The sequence below is a fragment of the Amycolatopsis sp. NPDC049159 genome, assembly GCF_040648295.1.
Lineage (GTDB): Bacteria > Actinomycetota > Actinomycetes > Mycobacteriales > Pseudonocardiaceae > Amycolatopsis > Amycolatopsis pretoriensis_A.
The window spans coordinates 303,444-320,493 of record NZ_JBEZDL010000007.1 but is presented as its reverse complement, the minus strand read 5'-3'; the positions used below and the strand labels follow the sequence as shown (position 1 = coordinate 320,493).

12 protein-coding genes are annotated in these 17,050 nt (G+C 72.4%); 8 read left to right on the top strand and 4 right to left on the bottom strand.

From position 1 onward, the window contains the following. Positions 1-64 precede the first annotated feature (64 nt). The 3 genes from AB0B33_RS16230 to AB0B33_RS16220 are packed head-to-tail and all read right to left on the bottom strand — an operon-like array spanning position 65 to position 2,153. On the bottom strand, positions 65-1,258 hold the full coding sequence (locus AB0B33_RS16230) for a cation:proton antiporter (protein WP_360771953.1): 1,194 nt from the start codon (positions 1,256-1,258) through the stop codon (positions 65-67). A 7-nt stretch (positions 1,259-1,265) separates the two neighbouring features. Next, positions 1,266-1,748 (bottom strand): TrkA C-terminal domain-containing protein, encoded by a 483-nt coding sequence (locus AB0B33_RS16225; RefSeq protein ID WP_247021590.1) that lies wholly within the window; start codon positions 1,746-1,748, stop codon positions 1,266-1,268. A gap of 36 nt (positions 1,749-1,784) precedes the next feature. Continuing rightward, complete coding sequence (locus AB0B33_RS16220) at positions 1,785-2,153, bottom strand: DUF4267 domain-containing protein (protein ID WP_247021592.1); 369 nt, start codon at positions 2,151-2,153, stop codon at positions 1,785-1,787. Between the two features lie 91 nt (positions 2,154-2,244). Here AB0B33_RS16220 and AB0B33_RS16215 point away from each other — a divergent pair, with 91 nt between their 5' ends. The 6 genes from AB0B33_RS16215 (at position 2,245) to AB0B33_RS16190 (ending at position 11,388) form a co-directional block, all read left to right on the top strand. Further along, the gene (locus AB0B33_RS16215) at positions 2,245-2,811 is read left to right on the top strand and encodes a TetR/AcrR family transcriptional regulator (protein WP_247021594.1); all 567 of its coding nucleotides are present in this window, start codon (positions 2,245-2,247) and stop codon (positions 2,809-2,811) included. Positions 2,812-2,902: 91 nt separating this feature from the next. After that, positions 2,903-3,607, top strand: a complete 705-nt coding sequence (gene cmk, locus AB0B33_RS16210) for a (d)CMP kinase (protein ID WP_247025068.1) — start codon at positions 2,903-2,905, stop codon at positions 3,605-3,607. Next, a complete protein-coding gene (locus AB0B33_RS16205; RefSeq protein ID WP_360771948.1) occupies positions 3,604-4,263 on the top strand; it encodes a lysophospholipid acyltransferase family protein in 660 nt (219 codons plus the stop codon). Before cmk ends, AB0B33_RS16205 begins: the two co-directional genes overlap by 4 nt. A 16-nt stretch (positions 4,264-4,279) precedes the next feature. After that, positions 4,280-5,779 carry a ribosome biogenesis GTPase Der gene (gene der / locus AB0B33_RS16200; protein WP_360771945.1) on the top strand — a complete coding sequence of 500 codons (1,500 nt, stop codon included), beginning with the start codon at positions 4,280-4,282 and terminating at the stop codon, positions 5,777-5,779. Between the two features lie 208 nt (positions 5,780-5,987). Continuing rightward, a complete protein-coding gene (locus tag AB0B33_RS16195) occupies positions 5,988-9,884 on the top strand; it encodes a Pls/PosA family non-ribosomal peptide synthetase (protein ID WP_360771942.1) in 3,897 nt (1,298 codons plus the stop codon). A 91-nt stretch (positions 9,885-9,975) separates the two neighbouring features. Continuing rightward, complete coding sequence (locus tag AB0B33_RS16190) at positions 9,976-11,388, top strand: M1 family metallopeptidase (RefSeq protein ID WP_360771939.1); 1,413 nt, start codon at positions 9,976-9,978, stop codon at positions 11,386-11,388. Here AB0B33_RS16190 and AB0B33_RS16185 read toward each other — a convergent pair. Further along, a complete protein-coding gene (locus tag AB0B33_RS16185) occupies positions 11,385-12,263 on the bottom strand; it encodes a hypothetical protein (protein WP_360771937.1) in 879 nt (292 codons plus the stop codon). The genes AB0B33_RS16190 and AB0B33_RS16185 overlap by 4 nt on opposite strands. A 170-nt stretch (positions 12,264-12,433) precedes the next feature. On the opposite strand from AB0B33_RS16185, the gene AB0B33_RS16180 reads away from it, so the two are divergent. Together AB0B33_RS16180 and AB0B33_RS16175 are read left to right on the top strand one after the other, a co-directional pair. Continuing rightward, positions 12,434-14,725 carry a glycoside hydrolase family 95-like protein gene (locus tag AB0B33_RS16180; RefSeq protein ID WP_360771935.1) on the top strand — a complete coding sequence of 764 codons (2,292 nt, stop codon included), beginning with the start codon at positions 12,434-12,436 and terminating at the stop codon, positions 14,723-14,725. 26 nt (positions 14,726-14,751) lie between these two features. Then, a complete protein-coding gene (locus AB0B33_RS16175) occupies positions 14,752-17,025 on the top strand; it encodes a Tat pathway signal sequence domain protein (RefSeq protein ID WP_360771932.1) in 2,274 nt (757 codons plus the stop codon). Positions 17,026-17,050 lie beyond the last annotated feature (25 nt).

The window sequence follows — 17,050 nt, the reverse complement described above, 5'->3', positions numbered from 1 at the left end:
CTGCTCGGCGAGCCTTCGGGCGCGCGAGCCATTGCGGCCGCCGAACCGGCCGGGCGGACCGGCTTCAGTTCGCCTCGACCGGGGCCGTCTTCGCGGCCGACTTGCGTTGCAGTGCGCGGGCGATCGGCTCCACCACCCGGGCGGCCGTCGGGCCGAGGATCGCCATCAGCAGCACGTACGCCGTGGCCAGCGCCGCCAGTTCGCCCTCGACCGCGCCCGCCGTCACCGCCAAGCCCGCGATCACGATCGAGAACTCGCCGCGGGCCACCAGCGCGGCTCCCGCGCGAGCGCGGCCCATCTTCCCGATGCCCTGCCTTCGCGCCGCCCACCAGCCGGTGCCGACCTTCGTCAGGGTCGTCACCACCGCCAGCACCACGGCCCAGCCGAGGACCGGCGGGATCGACGCCGGGTTCGTGTTGAGGCCGAACACCACGAAGAACACCGCCGCGAACAGGTCGCGCAGCGGCTCCAGCAAGTGCGTCGCGTTCTCCGCCGTCGAACCCGAGATCGCGATGCCGAGCAGGAACGCGCCGACCGCGGCCGACACCTGCATCGCCGACGCGATGCCCGCCACCAGCAAAGCCGCGCCGAGGACCTTGAGGAGGAACACCTCACGGTCGGGGCTGTCGACGGCGGCCGAGACGTACCGGCCGAACTTCAGCGCGATCACCAGCACCACCGTGATCACCATGAGCGAGATCCCGACGGCCTCCATGCCGCCGAGGAAGCTGACGCCGCCCAGCACCGCCGTGAGGATCGGCAGGTAGAGCGCCATCACCAGGTCCTCGAACACGAGGATCGACAGCACCACCGGCGTCTCGCGGTTGCCGAGGCGGCCGAGGTCGCCGAGCACCTTGGCGACGATGCCGGACGACGAGATGTACGTGACGCCCGCCATCACCATCGCGCCGACCGGGCCCCAGCCCAGCAGCAGCGCGACCGCCGCACCGGGCGCGGCGTTGAGGACGATGTCGAGCAGGCCCGCCGTCCACGAGCGGCGCAGGCCGGTGAACAGCTCGGCCGCGGAGTACTCCAGGCCGAGCAGCAACAGCAGCAGCACGACGCCGATTTCGCTGGCCAGGTGGGTGAAGCCGCCGATGTCGGTCAGCGGGATCAGCCCGCCGGAGCCGAAGCAGAGGCCGCCGAGCAGGTAGAGCGGGATGGGGGAGAGGCCGATCTTCCCGGCCAGGCGCCCGAGCGCGCCCAGCACGAAGAAGACCGCCCCCAGTTCGATCAGGGACAGCGCGGTGTGGTCCATCGGCCGCTCAGCCGTACTTGAGGATCTTGGCGGCGGCTTCGAGGCCCTCGCTCGTGCCGACCGCGACCAGCAGGTCACCCCCGGTGAGGGCGAAGTCCGGCGTGGGTGACGGGTGGACCTGGCCCGCCCGCGCCACCGCGACCACCGAAACGCCGGTGCGGGTGCGCATCGCCGTGTCGCCGAGCGTACGGCCGTCGAACGGGCCGGACGGCTTGATCGGCAGCTGCTTCGTGCTGATCCCCGGTAGGTCCTGGTGCTCCTCGGTGAGCTGCGCGACCAGCTGCGGCGCCCCGAGCAGGTTGGCGAGCGTGCCCGCCTCGTCCGCGGTCAGCGGGATCGAGGCGGCGCACGCGTCGGCGTCGTCCGCCTTCGACACGATGAGCTCGGTGTGGCCGTCCCGCTGCGACACGACGCCGATGCGGCGGCCGGTACGGGTGCTGAAGTCCTTGCGGACCCCGATGCCGGGAAGAGGGGTTACTTCGACGTTCACCCAACCACCGTAACCCACCTGTCCGATTCGCGACGTTCAGCCGAGCAGGAGCAACGCGGCCGCGACGACCATCACGACGGCGGTCAGGCCGTGGACGGCGAACGCCACCGCCTTCTTCCCGCGGTGGCGCAGGACGATCAGCATGTCGAAGACGGGCCAGAGGGCCGCGGTGAGGATGACCCAGCCCAGTGCGTGCGGGTCTCCGTAGATCACCAGGGCCAGCGGGACCAGCCCGGCCCCGACGTCGCGGCCGCCCTTGACGTTGAGGAAGCTCTCGGCGTTTTCGGGGACCTCGGTGAAACCGAAGCCCGCGGCGATCTTGGCCGGCGCGAAGAGGTAGTTGAGCCCGACGTAGATGATGCCGAGCGAGACGAGTGCGACGAGGACGTAGCCGGTGACGATCATGGTGTTCCCTCCAGTTTTCTAGCATCGCTAGGATTGCTAGCAACGCTAACTTAGCGGCGCTAGTTTGTCTAGCGGTGCTAGCATCAGCGCCATGACCCAGCGACAACGGCGTGTGCGCGACCGGACCGAGCGCGGGCGGCGGATCGTCACCGCGGCCAGGGAGCTGGCCGAAGCCGAGGGCTGGGACGCGGTCACCACCCGGCGGCTCGCGGCCCTGATCGAGTACAGCCAGCCGGTGCTCTACAGCCACTTCCCCGGCGGCAAGGACGCGATCATGGCGGCGGCCGCCCTGGAGGGCTTCGCCGAGCTGGCCACGGCGCTCGCGGCGGCCCGGGAAGGCGGGGTCGCGGGGGTCGCGGGCGCGTACGTGCGGTTCGCCGGCGAGAAGCCCGCCCTGTACGACGCGATGTTCACGCTGGCCTCCGAGCTCCCGTTCGCCCAGGAGGACACCCCGGAGGTGATGCAGGAGGCCTACGGCGGGCTGGTCGCGGTGATCGAGCCGGTGGCGGGCACCCAGGACGCGGGCGTGCTGACCGAGGTCTTCTGGAGCGCGCTGCACGGGTTGGTCACCCTCGACCGCGGGCGCCGGTTGTCGCCGCGGCACCGGGAGGAGCGGCTCGCGCTGGTGGTCGCCCGCTTCGGCGCGCGGGCCGACTGATCTCCTCCGCACCCCGACCGGCAGAATGGGGGGCGGCCCGAACGAGGACGAGGACGCGAGGAGAGTGCCGGTGACGGGAGCGCTACGAGGTGTGGTCGCTTTGGACGGCCCTTCGGGGACCGGGAAGACGACCGTCGCCCGCAAGCTCGCCGACCGGCTCGGGGCGGGCTACCTCGACACCGGCGCCATGTACCGGATGGTCACCCTCGCCGTGCTGCGCGCCGGCGTCGACCCCGCCGACCCGGCCGCCGTCGCCGCCGTCGCCGACCAGGCGGACTTCAGCATCGGGACCAGCCCCGAGCGCCCCGAGATCCGGCTCGGCGGCGAAGACGTCGCCGCCGACATCCGGGGCCCCGAGGTCACCAAGGCCGTCTCGCCCGTCTCCGCCGTGCCGCACGTGCGCGAGCTGCTGGTCGGCAGGCAGCGGCAGATCATCGACGACGTCGTCGGGCACCGCGGCGGGATCGTCGTCGAGGGTCGCGACATCGGCACCGTCGTCGTGCCGGACTCGCCGCTCAAGGTCTTCCTGACCGCGTCGGCCGACGTCCGCGCCTCCCGCCGGAGCACCCAGGACACCGCCGCCGGGCGGTCGTCGTCGGTCGCCGACGCGCTGGCGAGCGTCGAGCGCCGCGACCACCTCGACTCCACGCGCGCCGCTTCGCCGCTGCGCGCGGCCGACGACGCCGTGCACGTCGACACCTCGGAACTGTCGATCGACCAGGTGATCGTCGCCCTCAGCGAGCTCGCCAGCCACCGCGGGCTGCTGGCGGGGTGCAACGCCGAGGTAGCTCGATGAGAGCTGACGGACTCCCCGAGGGATCCGTCGGCGCACTCCACGACGCCGGGCGGATTTTCGCCCGGTACCATTTGCGCTCGGCCTTCCGCATCCGCGTGCACGGCCGCGAGCGGATGCCCGCCACCGGGCCGGTGGTGGTGATCGCCAACCACAGTTCGATGATCGAGCCGCAGCTGATCTTCGGAATGCTGCCGCGGCGTTCGGCGTTCCTGGTCAAGGCCGAGCTGTTCAAGGGGCTCGCCGGGAAGTTCCTGGTGGCCATCGGGCAGATCCCGCTCAAGCGCGGCGAGATCGACCGCAGGCCGCTGATGACGGCGGTCGGCGTGCTCAAGGGCGGCGGTGTCGTCGGGATCTTCCCCGAAGGCACCCGCGGCGCGGGCGACGTCGGCGCGGCCGAACGCGGCGCGGCCTGGCTGGTCCGGGCCTCCGGCGCGACCGTGCTCCCGGTCGCGACGCGGGGCACGCGCAAGCCGGCGGACGGCAAGCGGCGCTGGCGCCCACGCGTGGACATCCTCGTGGGGGAGCCGTTCACGCCGAAGGTCGGACCCGGGAAGACCGGGCTCGACCAGGGCACCGAAGAGCTCCGCGGCGAGCTCGCGGCGCTCGTGAAGACTTTGGACGATTGGCGCAGCGAAAACGGATTCGCTACGCCATAAGGGAAATTGGGTAGTGATGGCAGTGTTTGATTCCGCCTCCGCGGAAGAAAGTACGTCGGCGGCGCTGGACAGCGTCGGCGAGATCGACGGCACCTGGTCGGACGAGACCGAGTTCGCCGCGCTCGACGCGCAGATCGAGGCGGCCGAGCTGGCCGAGGAGGCCGCGCTCGCGCAGCCGGTGCTCGCCGTCGTCGGCCGCCCGAACGTGGGCAAGTCGACGCTGGTCAACCGGATCCTCGGCCGCCGCGAAGCCGTCGTGCAGGACGTGCCGGGCGTGACCCGCGACCGCGTCGCCTACGACGCCTTCTGGGGCGGCCGCCGGTTCACCCTGGTCGACACCGGCGGCTGGGAACCGGACGCGACCGGCCTGCAGGCCTCCGTCGCCGCCCAGGCCGAGCTGGCCATGCAGACCGCGGACGCCGTGCTGCTGGTGATCGACGCCACGGTCGGCGCCACCGCCACCGACGAAGCCGTCTCCAGGGTGCTGCGCCGCTCGAAGAAGCCGGTGCTGCTGGCCGCGAACAAGGTCGACGACGACCGCCTGCTCGCGGACACCGCGTCGCTGTGGTCGCTCGGCCTCGGCGAGCCGCACCCGGTCAGCGCGCTGCACGGCCGCAGCTCAGGCGACCTGCTCGACGCCATCCTCAAGGCCCTGCCCGAGTCGCCGCGCGAAGGCGGCGCCGCGACGGCGGGCCCGCGGCGCGTCGCGCTGGTCGGCAAGCCGAACGTCGGCAAGTCGAGCCTGCTCAACAAGCTCTCCGGCGAGGAGCGCTCGGTCGTCGACTCGGTCGCCGGCACCACCGTCGACCCGGTCGACTCGCTGGTCGAGCTGGACGGCGAGACCTGGCGGTTCGTCGACACGGCGGGCCTGCGCAAGCGCGTCAACTTCGCCGCCGGCGCCGAGTACTACGCCTCGCTGCGCACCAAGACCGCGATCGACGCGGCCGAGGTCGCGATCGTGCTGCTGGACGCGGCCGAGCCGCTGTCGGAGCAGGACCTGCGGGTGCTGACCATGGTCGTCGAGGCCGGGCGCGCCTGCGTGCTCGCGTTCAACAAGTGGGACCTGGTCGACGAGGACCGCCGGCACGCGATGGTCCGCGAGCTGGACCGCGGCCTGGTCCGCGTGCCGTGGGCGGAGAAGGTCAACATCTCCGCGCTGACCGGCCGTTCGGTGCGCAAGCTGGCGCCGGCACTGCGGACCGCGCTGAAGTCGTGGGACCAGCGGGTGCCGACCGGCCAGCTCAACGCGTGGCTGTCCGACCTGGTCGCGGCCACCCCGCCGCCGGTCCGCTCGGGCAAGCAGCCGAAGGTGCTGTTCGCGACCCAGGCCGGCATCCGGCCGCCGACGCTGGTGCTGTTCACCACCGGCTTCCTCGAGGCGGGCTACCGCCGGTTCATCGAGCGCCGGTTCCGCGAGCAGTTCGGGTTCACCGGCAGTCCCGTTCGGGTGAACGTGCGGGTCCGGGAGAAGAAGGCGAAGGCGAAAATCGGTGGGAAGGCCGCCCGGACGCGGTGATTTCTCCCCGTGTCGGGCCCGCGTGAGGTCCGACACTCCCTCGTGACCCTGCGGACACCTTTTCGCAATCCGCGGGTATGGTGAAAGGTCGTTGCGGGCGCCTCAACCGGAGAGCGAGCCCGGTTGAGGCTCCCGAAAGGTGAGTGGTGGGCTTGCGCGCCCATGGTTTGTCCCTGCACGTCTTCTTCACGGCCGGGGTGAACGGTCGATGACCGTCACGATCGAGCCTGCCGAATCCGCCGCCGAGATCACCGCGCCGTCGCCGGCCTCCGTCGCCGGGCGGGCGCTGTTCTGGTCCGGCCTCGGCGCCAGCGAGCGCACCCTGCTCGACATCGTCGCCGAGACCGCCGAGCGGCACCCCAACGCCGCCGCGATCGACGACGGCCGCACCACCCTGACCTACCGGCGCCTGCTCGAGGAGATCGACGCCTACGGCCGTCGCCTGCGCGGGTACGGCGTCGGCCTCGGCGACCGCGTCGGCATCCGCATCTCCTCCGGCACCGCCGAGCTGTACGTCGCGATCCTCGCCACCCTGTCCGTCGGCGCCGCCTACGTGCCGGTCGACGCGGACGACCCGGACGAGCGCGCCGAGCTGGTCTTCGAAGAGGCCCAGGTGGCCGCGGTCGCGACCGACGGGAAGATCACCGTCCACTCCACGCCGGGCGGCCGCGACGGCGTCCCCGGCCCGGCCGACGACGCCTGGATCATCTTCACCTCCGGTTCCACCGGCAAGCCCAAGGGCGTCGCGGTCACGCACGCCGCCGCGGCCGCGTTCGTCGACGCCGAGGCCGAGCTGTTCCTCACCGACGAGCCGGTCGGCCCCGGCGACCGCGTCCTCGCCGGGCTGAGCGTCGCCTTCGACGCCTCCTGCGAAGAGATGTGGCTGGCCTGGCGCCACGGCGCCTGCCTGGTCCCGGCGCCGCGCGCGCTGGTCCGCACCGGCGTCGATCTCGGCCCGTGGCTGGTCGCGCAGCGGATCACCGTCGTCTCGACCGTGCCGACGCTGGCCGCGCTGTGGCCCGCCGACGCGCTCGAAGACGTCCGCCTGCTCATCTTCGGCGGCGAAGCCTGCCCGCCGGAGCTGGCCGAGCGCGTCGCCGTCGAAGGCCGCGAAGTCTGGAACACCTACGGCCCGACCGAGGCCACCGTCGTCGCCTGCGCCGCGCAGCTGACCGGCGAGGGCCCGGTCCGGATCGGCCTGCCGCTCTCGGGCTGGCAGCTCGCCGTCGTCAACGACGAGGGGCAGCCGGTCGCCATGGGCGAGACCGGTGAGCTGGTCATCGGCGGGGTCGGCCTGGCCCGCTACCTCGACGCCGAGAAGGACGCGGAGAAGTTCGCGCCGCTGCCGTCGCTGGGCTGGCAGCGCGCCTACCGCTCCGGCGACATGGTCCGCGCGGAAGAAGAAGGCCTGCTGTTCCTCGGCCGGCTCGACGAGCAGGTCAAGCTCGGCGGCCGCCGCATCGAGCTGGGCGAGGTCGACGCCGCGCTGCAGGCCCTGCCGGGCGTGCAGGGCGCGGCCGCCGCGATCCGCCGCACCAAGGCCGGCAACCAGGTCCTCGTCGGGTACGTCGTGCCCGCGGCGGGGGTCCCGTTCGACCTGGACGTGTCCGCGACCCGGCTGCGCGAGCACCTGCCCGCCGCGCTGGTGCCGCTGCTCGCCGTCGTCGACGACCTGCCGACCCGCACCTCCGGCAAGGTCGACCGCGCCGCGCTCCCGTGGCCGTTGTCCACTGTGGACGCGACCGGGCTGTCGCCGACCGAGACCTGGCTCGCCGAAGGCTGGGCCGAGATCCTCGGCGTGTCCGTCGACGACCCGAAGGCCGACTTCTTCACCCACGGCGGCGGCAGCCTGACCGCCGCGCAGGTGGTCGCGCGCATCCGCACCCGGCACCCGCAGGTGTCGGTCGCCGACGTCTACGCCCACCCCAAGCTGGGCGCGCTGGCCGCGATGCTGGACGCGCTGAGCGGCCAGGCCACCGAACGCCGGGACATCGCGCCGACCCCGCGTCGCGCCGGGGTGATCCAGACGCTGCTGACGGTCCCGCTGATGGGTCTCGTCGGGCTGCGCTGGGCGACGCTCGCCGCCGCGCTGTCGAACGTCCTCGCGCTGCTCGGGTTCGCCTGGGCGCCGACGCTGAACTGGGCGTGGCTCGGCCTGGCCTGGGTGGTGCTGTTCAGCCCGGCCGGCCGGATCGCGATCGCCGCCGGCGGTGCGCGTGTGCTGCTCTCGGGCGTGCGCCCCGGGACGTACCCGCGCGGTGGCAGTGTCCACTTGCGACTGTGGACGGCCGAGAAGCTCGCCGAGTTCTCCGGCGCGGACAGCGTCGCGGGCGCGTCGTGGATGACGACGTACGCGAAGGCGCTCGGCGCGCGGATCGGCAAGGACGTCGACCTGCACTCGCCGCCGCCCGTCACCGGCTTCCTCAAGCTGGGCCGCGGCGCGGCGATCGAACCCGAGGTCGACCTGACCGGCCACTGGGTCGACGGCGACCGCGTGCACATCGGCAAGGTCCGCGTCGGCGCGGAAGCCCGCATCGGCGCGCGCAGCACGCTGTTCCCGGGCGTCCGCATCGGCAAGGGCGCGGAGATCGCGGCCGGCTCGACCGTCCGCGGCGCCGTCCCGGCCGGGCAGCGCTGGGCCGGCTCGCCCGCCGCGCGCGTGGCCAAGGACGAGCGCGACGCGCTGAAGTGGCCGTCGAGCCGTCCCCCGCGGTCGCACTTCTGGGCCACCGTCTACGGCGCGACTTCGTTGCTGCTCGGGTTCCTGCCCGGCATCGCCGCGCTGGCCGGGGTCGCCGTGCTCGGCTCCGCGATCGCCGGTGCCCCGACGCTGCTGTACGCGTTCACCCGCGCGCTGGTCTTCGTGCCGGTCGCGACGCTGGCGTACTTCGGCGCGTACATGCTGCTGGTGCTCGTCGGTGTCCGGTCGCTGAGCATCGGCATGGTCGAGGGCTACCACCCGGTGCACGGCCGCGTCGCGTGGCAGGTCTGGGCCACCGAACGCCTGATGAGCATGGCCCGCGAAGGCCTGTTCCCGCTGTACGCCAGCCTGTTCACGCCGGTCTGGCTGCGGCTGCTGGGCGCGAAGGTGGGCCGCAACGTCGAGGCGTCGACCGTCCTGGCGCTGCCGAAGATGACCCAGGTCGACAGCGGCGCGTTCCTGGCCGACGACACCATGGTCGCCACCTACGAGCTCGGCCACGGCTGGCTGCACGTCGCCCCGGCGCGGATCGGCAAGCAGGCGTTCCTCGGCAACTCGGGGATGACCGCGCCCGGCCGTTCGGTGCCGAAGCGCGGACTCGTGGGTGTGCTGTCCTCGACGCCGCTGAAGGCGAAGAAGGGCTCGTCGTACCTCGGGATGCCGCCGCTGCCGGTGCGCCGCGCGATCGGTGCCGCCGACACGAGCCGCACCTACACCCCGGCGCTGCACCTGAAGGCGGCGCGTGCGCTTGTCGAGCTGTGCCGGATCATCCCGGTCATGTGCGGGGTCGCGCTGACCGTCTCGGTCGCCTTCGGGCTGCTGTGGGCGGCGACGGCGTTCGGCTTCGGCGTCGCGCTGCTGCTGGCCGGGCCCGCCCTGCTGGCCGCCGGCGTCGTCGCGGCGCTGACCGCGACGGCGATGAAGTGGCTGCTGGTCGGGAAGTTCCGCGAGATCGACCACCCGCTGTGGAGCTCCTTCGTCTGGCGCAACGAGCTGGCCGACACCTTCGTCGAGGCCCTCGCGGTGCCGTGGCTGATCGGCTCGATCGGCGGCACCCCGCTGCTGTCGGCGTGGCTGCGCACGATGGGCGTCAAGATCGGCCGCGGCGTCTGGCTCGAGACGTACTGGCTGCCCGAGGCCGACCTCGTGGCGCTGGGTGACGGCGCGACGATCAACCGCGGCTGCGTCGTGCAGACGCACCTGTTCCACGACCGGATCATGAGCATGTCGCGCGTGGCGCTCGGCGAGGGCGCGACGCTCGGCCCGCACGGCATCGTGCTGCCGGGCGCCGGCATCGGCGCGCGCACCACGGTCGGCCCGGGCTCGCTGGTGACCCGCGGCGACGAGGTGCCCGCCGACACGCGCTGGCTGGGCAACCCGATCTCCGCGTGGACGGGTAAGTAGAAGGTCACGAAGTACCCACCTGGCTCGCCGGACTCACCCGTGGCGTGCGAGCCTGGTTTGGTACGTCGGTACGAGGAAAGGTTCGGCACGGGTGATTTCGAAGGCTCCGGCTCCCGCACCCGGGGCGGACACCTCGGGGGACCCCTACCTCCCCGCCCACGGCAACGGTGGATACCGGGTCCGGCACTACGACCTCACGCTCGACTACAAGGTCGCGCCGAACCGGCTGTCGGCTTCGGCCGTGATCACCGCCGAGGCGACGCAGGCGCTTTCCCGCGCCAGCTTCGACTTCGGCGAGTTCCGGATCAACCGGGTGCTGGTCGACGGGCGGCCCGCGAAGTACCTGAAGCGCGGGGTGAAGCTGCACGTCAAGCCGGCGAAGCCGATCGCGGTGGGTGCCGCGTTCACCGTGGAGGTCCACTACGTCGGCAACCCGCGTCCGGTGGGCAGCCGCTGGGGTGACGTCGGCTGGGACGAGCTGACCGACGGCGCGCTGGTGGCGAGCCAGCCGGTCGGCGCGCCGTCGTGGTTCCCCTGCAACGACCACCCGTCGGACAAGGCGTCGTACCGGGTGAGCGTGACGACGGCGTCGCCGTACCTGGTCGCGGTCACCGGCACCCTCGTCGAGCGGACCACGTCGGCCAGCACGACGAGGTGGGTGTTCGACCGGCCGGAGCCGACGGCGACGTACCTGATGAGCGTGCAGATCGGCCGCTACGACGACCTCGAGCTGACCGGCCGCGGCTGGTTCCCGCACACGGGCGTGGGTCTGCGCCGGCTGAGCCTCGGCTTCGGGCGCGCGAGCGGGCAGGTCGAGACGGTCTTCGAGACCGTGCCGCAGCGGGCCGCCGTGCCACCGCGGCTGCGCCGGGCGTTCGACCGCGACTTCGGGCGGCAGGGCCGGATGATGGAGTTCCTGCAGCGGCTGTTCGGGCCGTACCCCTTCCACGAGTACGTCATCGTCGTCACCGACGACGACCTCGACGACCCGATCGAGGCGCAGGGCATGGCGATCTTCGGCGCCAACCACGTCGACGGCCGCCGCACCTTCGAGCGGCTCGTGCTGCACGAGCTGTCGCACCAGTGGTTCGGCAACAGCCTGACCGTGGCCGACTGGCGGCACATCTGGCTGAACGAGGGTTTCGCGACCTACGCCGAGTGGCTGTGGTCGGAGGAGTCCGGCGGCCCGTCCGCGCAGGCACTGGCCCGCGACTGGCACGCACGCGTGAAACTCAAGCCGGCCGACGTCCGCATCGCCGACCCGGGCGTGTCGCGCATGTTCGACGAGCGCGTCTACAAGCGCGGTGCTCTGACCCTGCACGCCCTGCGAGCGGAGATCGGCGACCCGGCGTTCTTCGCGATGCTGAAGGCGTGGGCGGTCGAGCACCGGCACGGATTGGTGACGACGGGCCAGTTCGTGACGACGGCGGAGGCGTACGCGGGCCGCCCGTTGACGGCGTTCTTCACCCGCTGGCTGGAATCGACGGCGCTGCCGCCGCTTTAGGTCTCGCAGCCGAAGACCGACCGGCAGACCGGGCAGCGGGCCCGCACCGAGCGGCCGACCGGCAGCCGGGTGCCGTGGCCGCAGGCGGGGCAGGCGAACGCGACCTTGGCGCCGTCGAAGCGGTAGTCCGCGGCCGGCCGGTGGTGGTCGCGGTCCTGCCGGTAGCGCGCCCGGGCCGCGCGGCTCGCGCCGGACAGCGGGGGACGCGCGTAGTCCGCCAGCGCCCGGCTGCGGCCCAGCCGGTACGCCTCCGCCGCGGGGCCTGGGAACGGCTGGACCTCCTCGCCGAACGCCAGCGCCCGCTTCGCCAGCACGTACCCCATTTCCGGCGGCGACAGGTACCCGACCCGGGACGTCGTCCGGCGGCGGGTGTAGCGCCCCTGCGTGTCGTCGACGCGGTACGCCGCCAGCATCGGCCGGCCGAGGCCCAGGTAGAGCGTCGCCGTGTCGGTCAGGATTTCGTGGCGGGCGAGGTCGGCGTGGCGGAGCCCGTGGCGGTGCAGGAAGACGTGCGTCACCTCGTGCGCCAGCACCGCCGGGATGTCGCGCGGGTCGTCCTGGTAGCGCGCGCTGAGGGTCACGAAGTACTCCGGGCCCGGCCCCAGTTCGACCTCGCCGACGTGCCCGCCGAGCGCGCTGAAGCCGACGATCACCCGGGCGTCGCCGATGCCGAGGTGGCGGGCCATCGCCGCCGCGACCCGCTGGGCGCCGGTGAGCGGGTCGCGTTCCGCGGGCAGGGGCGGCAGCGTGCCGAACGCCTTGACCGCCGGCCCGGACAGCTTCGCGTAGAGCTCGGCGATCGAGTCCGCCACGACGCCCAGCCGGTCGAACGTTCCCGCCGGCGGCACCGGCCCGGGCCACCGGAGGAAGGCCATACCGGCCAGACGTCCGAGCTGGGGCCAGAGTTCCCGGCGCGATAATTCATCGGATGTCTTTGCCGCTTTCCGAGTGAACTCCTCTGGCGTTTTGGGTGTCCCTCTGCAAGTATGACCGGACGCCGCCGCTTGAACTCGACGAAACGTAGTATGAATTCGGAGGATGCTTCATGGACTCAGTGTCCCGGCGGACGGTGCTCCGTGCTGCCTCGGTCGCGGCCGGCGCCGCGGCCTTCGGTGGTCTGTGGGCCCGGGCCGCGCCGCCCGCGGTGGCCGCCGCGAACCCGCACCGCGAGGTCGCCGCCGATGCGCGCATGGTCTGGAAGCGGCTGCCGAAGAACTGGCAGGAAGGCCCGTTCCTGGCCAACGGCTACCTCGGCGCGCAGGTCTACGCCGGCCAGGCACCGCAGGTGCTCAAGGTGATGCTGAGCCACACCCAGGTGCAGGACCAGCGCATCCAGTGGGAGGCAGGCATCGGCCTGTCCCGGCTGCCGATCGGCTACCTCACGCTCACCTTCGCCGGCGCGATCACCGCCGTCGACTGGACGCTCGACCTCTACAACGCCGAGCTGGGCGGCACCATCACCACGACGCAGGGCTCGATCGCCTTCTCCGCCGTCGTGCACAACGACCTCGGTGTGCTGCTCGTCTCGATGACACCGAGCGCGGGCGAAGCCGGTGCGGCGTGGGCGTTCCAACCGCTGGAGTCCGCGACGACGCGAACCGTCCGCAAGCCGCCCGAGTACGTCGCGAACCCCGCGCCCGAGGTCGCGAACGGGTACTGCGCGCAGCCGATGCTCGCCGGGGGCGGGTACACGACGGCGTGGCGGGAACGCGCGATCGGGGCCCGCCGGCTCCTCGCCGCGACCGTCGCCTACAGCTTCCCCGGCACCGACCACACCGCGACCGCGCTCGACAGCGTCCGGAAAGCGCTTGCCCTGAACCCGGACTTCCTGCTCGCGCGCCACCGCCGCTGGTGGAACGACTACCACCGGCGCAGCTTCGTTTCGGTGCCGGACAAGCAGGTGCAGCGGTTCTACTGGATCCAGCTGTACAAGATCGCGGCCGCCACCCGCGCGGACGGCCCCGTCGTCTCGGAGTGGGGCCCGTGGTTCCCCGAGGTCGGCAACAGCTGGACCGCGGTCTGGTGGAACCTCAACGTCCAGGTCACGTACCCGATCGTCAACAGCAGCAACCACCCCGAACTCGACGCCGTCACCGAAACCTTCCGGCGTGACCACGCCAACCTCGAGGCGTCCGTGCCCCCCGCGTACCGCGACGGCGACACCTACGCGCTTTCGCACCCGGGGGACTGGCGGCTGCGCCCCGGCGGCACGCGCTCGGTCGGCGTCCCCGGGACGACGTCCAAGACCGACCAGACCGGGAACCTGTTGTGGGGCCTGCACAACGTCTGGCTGGCCTACCGCCACCACATGGACCGGAGCGTGCTGCGCGACGTCCTGTACCCGACGCTGGCGAAGGCGCTGAACTTCTACCGCCACTTCCTGGTCACCGGCCCGGACGGCTTCCTGCACCTGCCGCTGACCCGGTCGCCGGAGTACGCCGACGCCCCCGACTGCACCTACGACCTGTCGCTGATCCGGTGGGCCGCCCGCACCCTCGTCGACACGGCCCGGATCCTGCGCCTGAACGAGCCGCGCGTGCCGGCCTGGCAGGAGATCGGCGCGAAGCTCGTGCCGTACCACGAAGATCCCGCGAACGGCGTGCTGATCGGCGACGGCGTCCCGCTGGCCGCGTCGCACCGGCACTTCTCCCACCTGCTGTGGCTGTACCCGTTGCGGGAGAAGGTCTGGGACAACCCCGCCGACCGCGACCTGATGACCCGCACCTTCGACCACTGGGTCGCCGACCAGTCCGCCTGGCACGGCTACAGCTACGCGTCCGCGTCTTCGATGAAATCCGTGATGGACGCACCCGAAGAAGCGTTGCGGTACTTGAAGTTCTTCCTCGACCGGAACATCGTCGCGGACACCGAGCTGACCGCGAACACGATGTACCGCGAAGGTTCGAACTTCGCCGTCGAAAGCCCGATCACGGCCGCGCAGTCCCTGGTGGACATGGTGCTGCAGGGATCCGGTGGCGTGCTCAAGGTCTTCCCGTCGGTGTCGGCGACCTGGCGGGACGCCTCGATTTCGGGCCTGCGCGCGGAAGGCGCGTTCCTCGTGGACGCCTCCCGCCGCGCGGGCACCACGGAGTTCGTCCGCGTGCGCAGTGAAGCCGGGGAACCCCTGGTCCTCCAGCACGGCATCGCCGGGGACGTCGACGTCCGCGACGAGCACGGCCGGCACCTGCCGTGGCGCGCCACCGGCCCGGGCCGGATCTCGATCGGGCTGCGGCGCGGCGGCACCGCCGTCGTCGCACCCCGGGGCACGCGGCCGGACTTCGCGCCGCGAGACGTTCCCGCGCTCGGTGCGGCACCCGCGTGGGGCCTGCCGGACTGACACCCCGCTTCGACGAGGAGGCCGGAATGGACATCACCCGCAGAACCGTGCTCGGCGGCGCGCTCGCCGGGCTGGCCGCCGCCGGCTTGACGCCGGCGGCCGCGGCGACGGCACCGGGCAGCGACGACTTCGGCTGGGCGGAGTTCCTGGCCACCGCGGACCTGCGCTGGCGGCGCCTGCCGAAGACCTGGTACGAGGGCCCGTTCCTGGGCAACGGGTTCCTCGGCTCGGGTGTCTACGCCGAGCCGGGGCAGAACGCGCTCCGGTTCACCGTCCAGCACAGCCAGGTGCAGGACCACCGGCCGGAGTTCGGCTCGCTGTTCGGCCTGGCCCGGCTGCCGGTCGGGTACTTCACCCTGGAGCCGGTCGGCGCGATCACCGCGCTCGACTGGCGGCTGGACCTGTGGAACGCCGAACTGACCGGCACGATCACGACGTCGGCCGGGAGCCTCAGCCTGCGCGCGATCGTCCACACCGGACAGTCACTGCTCGCGATCGAAGTCCGGCCCAGCGAAGGCGAACGCGGCTTCGAGTGGGTGTTCCACCCGGCGGTGGCGGTCAGCCCGCGCGCCGATCCGGTGTGGAACAAGCCGCCGCCGGACGGCTACACCGCGAACCCGCCGGTGAACCTGACGACCAGCGGCGACGCCCGGCTGGCCGTCCAGCCGCTGCTGGCCGGCGGCGAGCACGTGACGGCCTGGCGGGAGGTGCCGCGCGGCGGCACGCGCACGCTGTACACGTCGGTCGCGTGGTCGCACCCGGAAAAGACGTCGGTGGCGCGAGCGCTCGGCACGGTCCGCCGCGCGCCCGCGTTCCCCGAGCTGACCCGGGACCACCGGCGCTGGTGGCACGACTACTACCGCGGCAGTTTCATGTCCGTTCCGGACACCCGGCTGCAGAGCTTCTACTGGATCCAGCTGTACAAGATCGCTTCGGCGGCCCGGCGGGAGGCGCCGGTGATGGCGACGTCCGGGCCGTGGCTGGAGAACACGCCGTGGCCGGCGACCTGGTGGAACCTCAACGTCCAGCTCGAATACTGGCTGATCCACGGTTCCAACCACCTCGAACTCGACGCCGTCAGCTATGCGCTGGACAAGTACCGGGCGAACCTCACCAGCCAGGTCGCGTCGCCGTACCAGGCCGACTCCGCCGGCATCCCGCGGACGACCGACATGACCCTGCTCAACGGCGTTTCCAATGCCACCAGCGGGTTCGCGGTCGGCGTTCCGGGGCAGGACACCCCGACGCCCGAGGTGGGCAACCTGACCTGGGCCCTGCACAACGTCTGGCTGTCCTACCGGCACACGATGGACCGGAAGCTGCTGACCGGCACGCTGATCCCGTTGCTGCGCAGGGCGATCGGCTACTACCTGCACTTCCTCGCCCCGGGGCCGGACGGCAAGCTGCACCTGCCGCCGACGTTCTCGCCCGAGTACGGCGTCAACGCCCCGGACTGCACCTACGACCTTTCGCTGATCCGCTGGGGCTGCAAGACGCTCCTGCAGGTCGCACCCGGCGATCCGCTCGCGCCGAAGTGGCGGGACGTCCTCGCGAACCTCGTCGGCTACCCGGCCGACGCGAACGGCTACATGATCGGCGCCGGGGTGCCGTTCGCGAAGTCGCACCGCCACTACTCGCACCTGCTGCAGATCTACCCGCTCCACGACGTCACCTGGGAGCAGCCGGAGCACCGGCAGATCATCGAGACGTCGCTGAACCACTGGGTCGGCTTCGAAGGCGCGCTGCAGGGCTACACGTTCACCGGGGCCGCGTCGATCTCGGCGCAGATGCTGCGCGGCGACCAGGCCGCGTTCTACCTCGGCGAGCTGCAGCGGCGCTACATCCAGCCGAACACGATGTACAAGGAGTCCGGGCCGGTCATCGAGACGCCGCTCTCGGCGGCGAAGTCCCTCCAGGACATGCTGGTGCAGAGCTGGGGCGGCGTGCTCCGGTTGTTCCCCGCGGTCCCGTCGGCGTGGGGCGACGTCGCGCTGCGGGACTTCCGCACCGAGGGCGCGTTCCTGCTCAGCGCGTCCCGGGCGGGCGGCAAGACGCGCTGGCTCAAGGTGCACAGCGAGGCCGGGGCGCCGTGCGTGCTGCGGCCGGGCATCGAGGGCGAACTCGCGGTCACGGACGCGCGTGGCCGGGCCCGCCGGTGGCGGCGGCTGGCCACCGGGGACGTCCAAGTCGAACTCGGGCGCGGCGAGGACGCCTTCGTGCACCGGAAGGGTGACCAGCCGGACTTCGGTGTCCGGCCGGTCACGCCGAGCGGCCCGAGTTCGCCGTGGGGCCTGCCGTGATCCCGCGTTCTCACCCGGGGAGCGG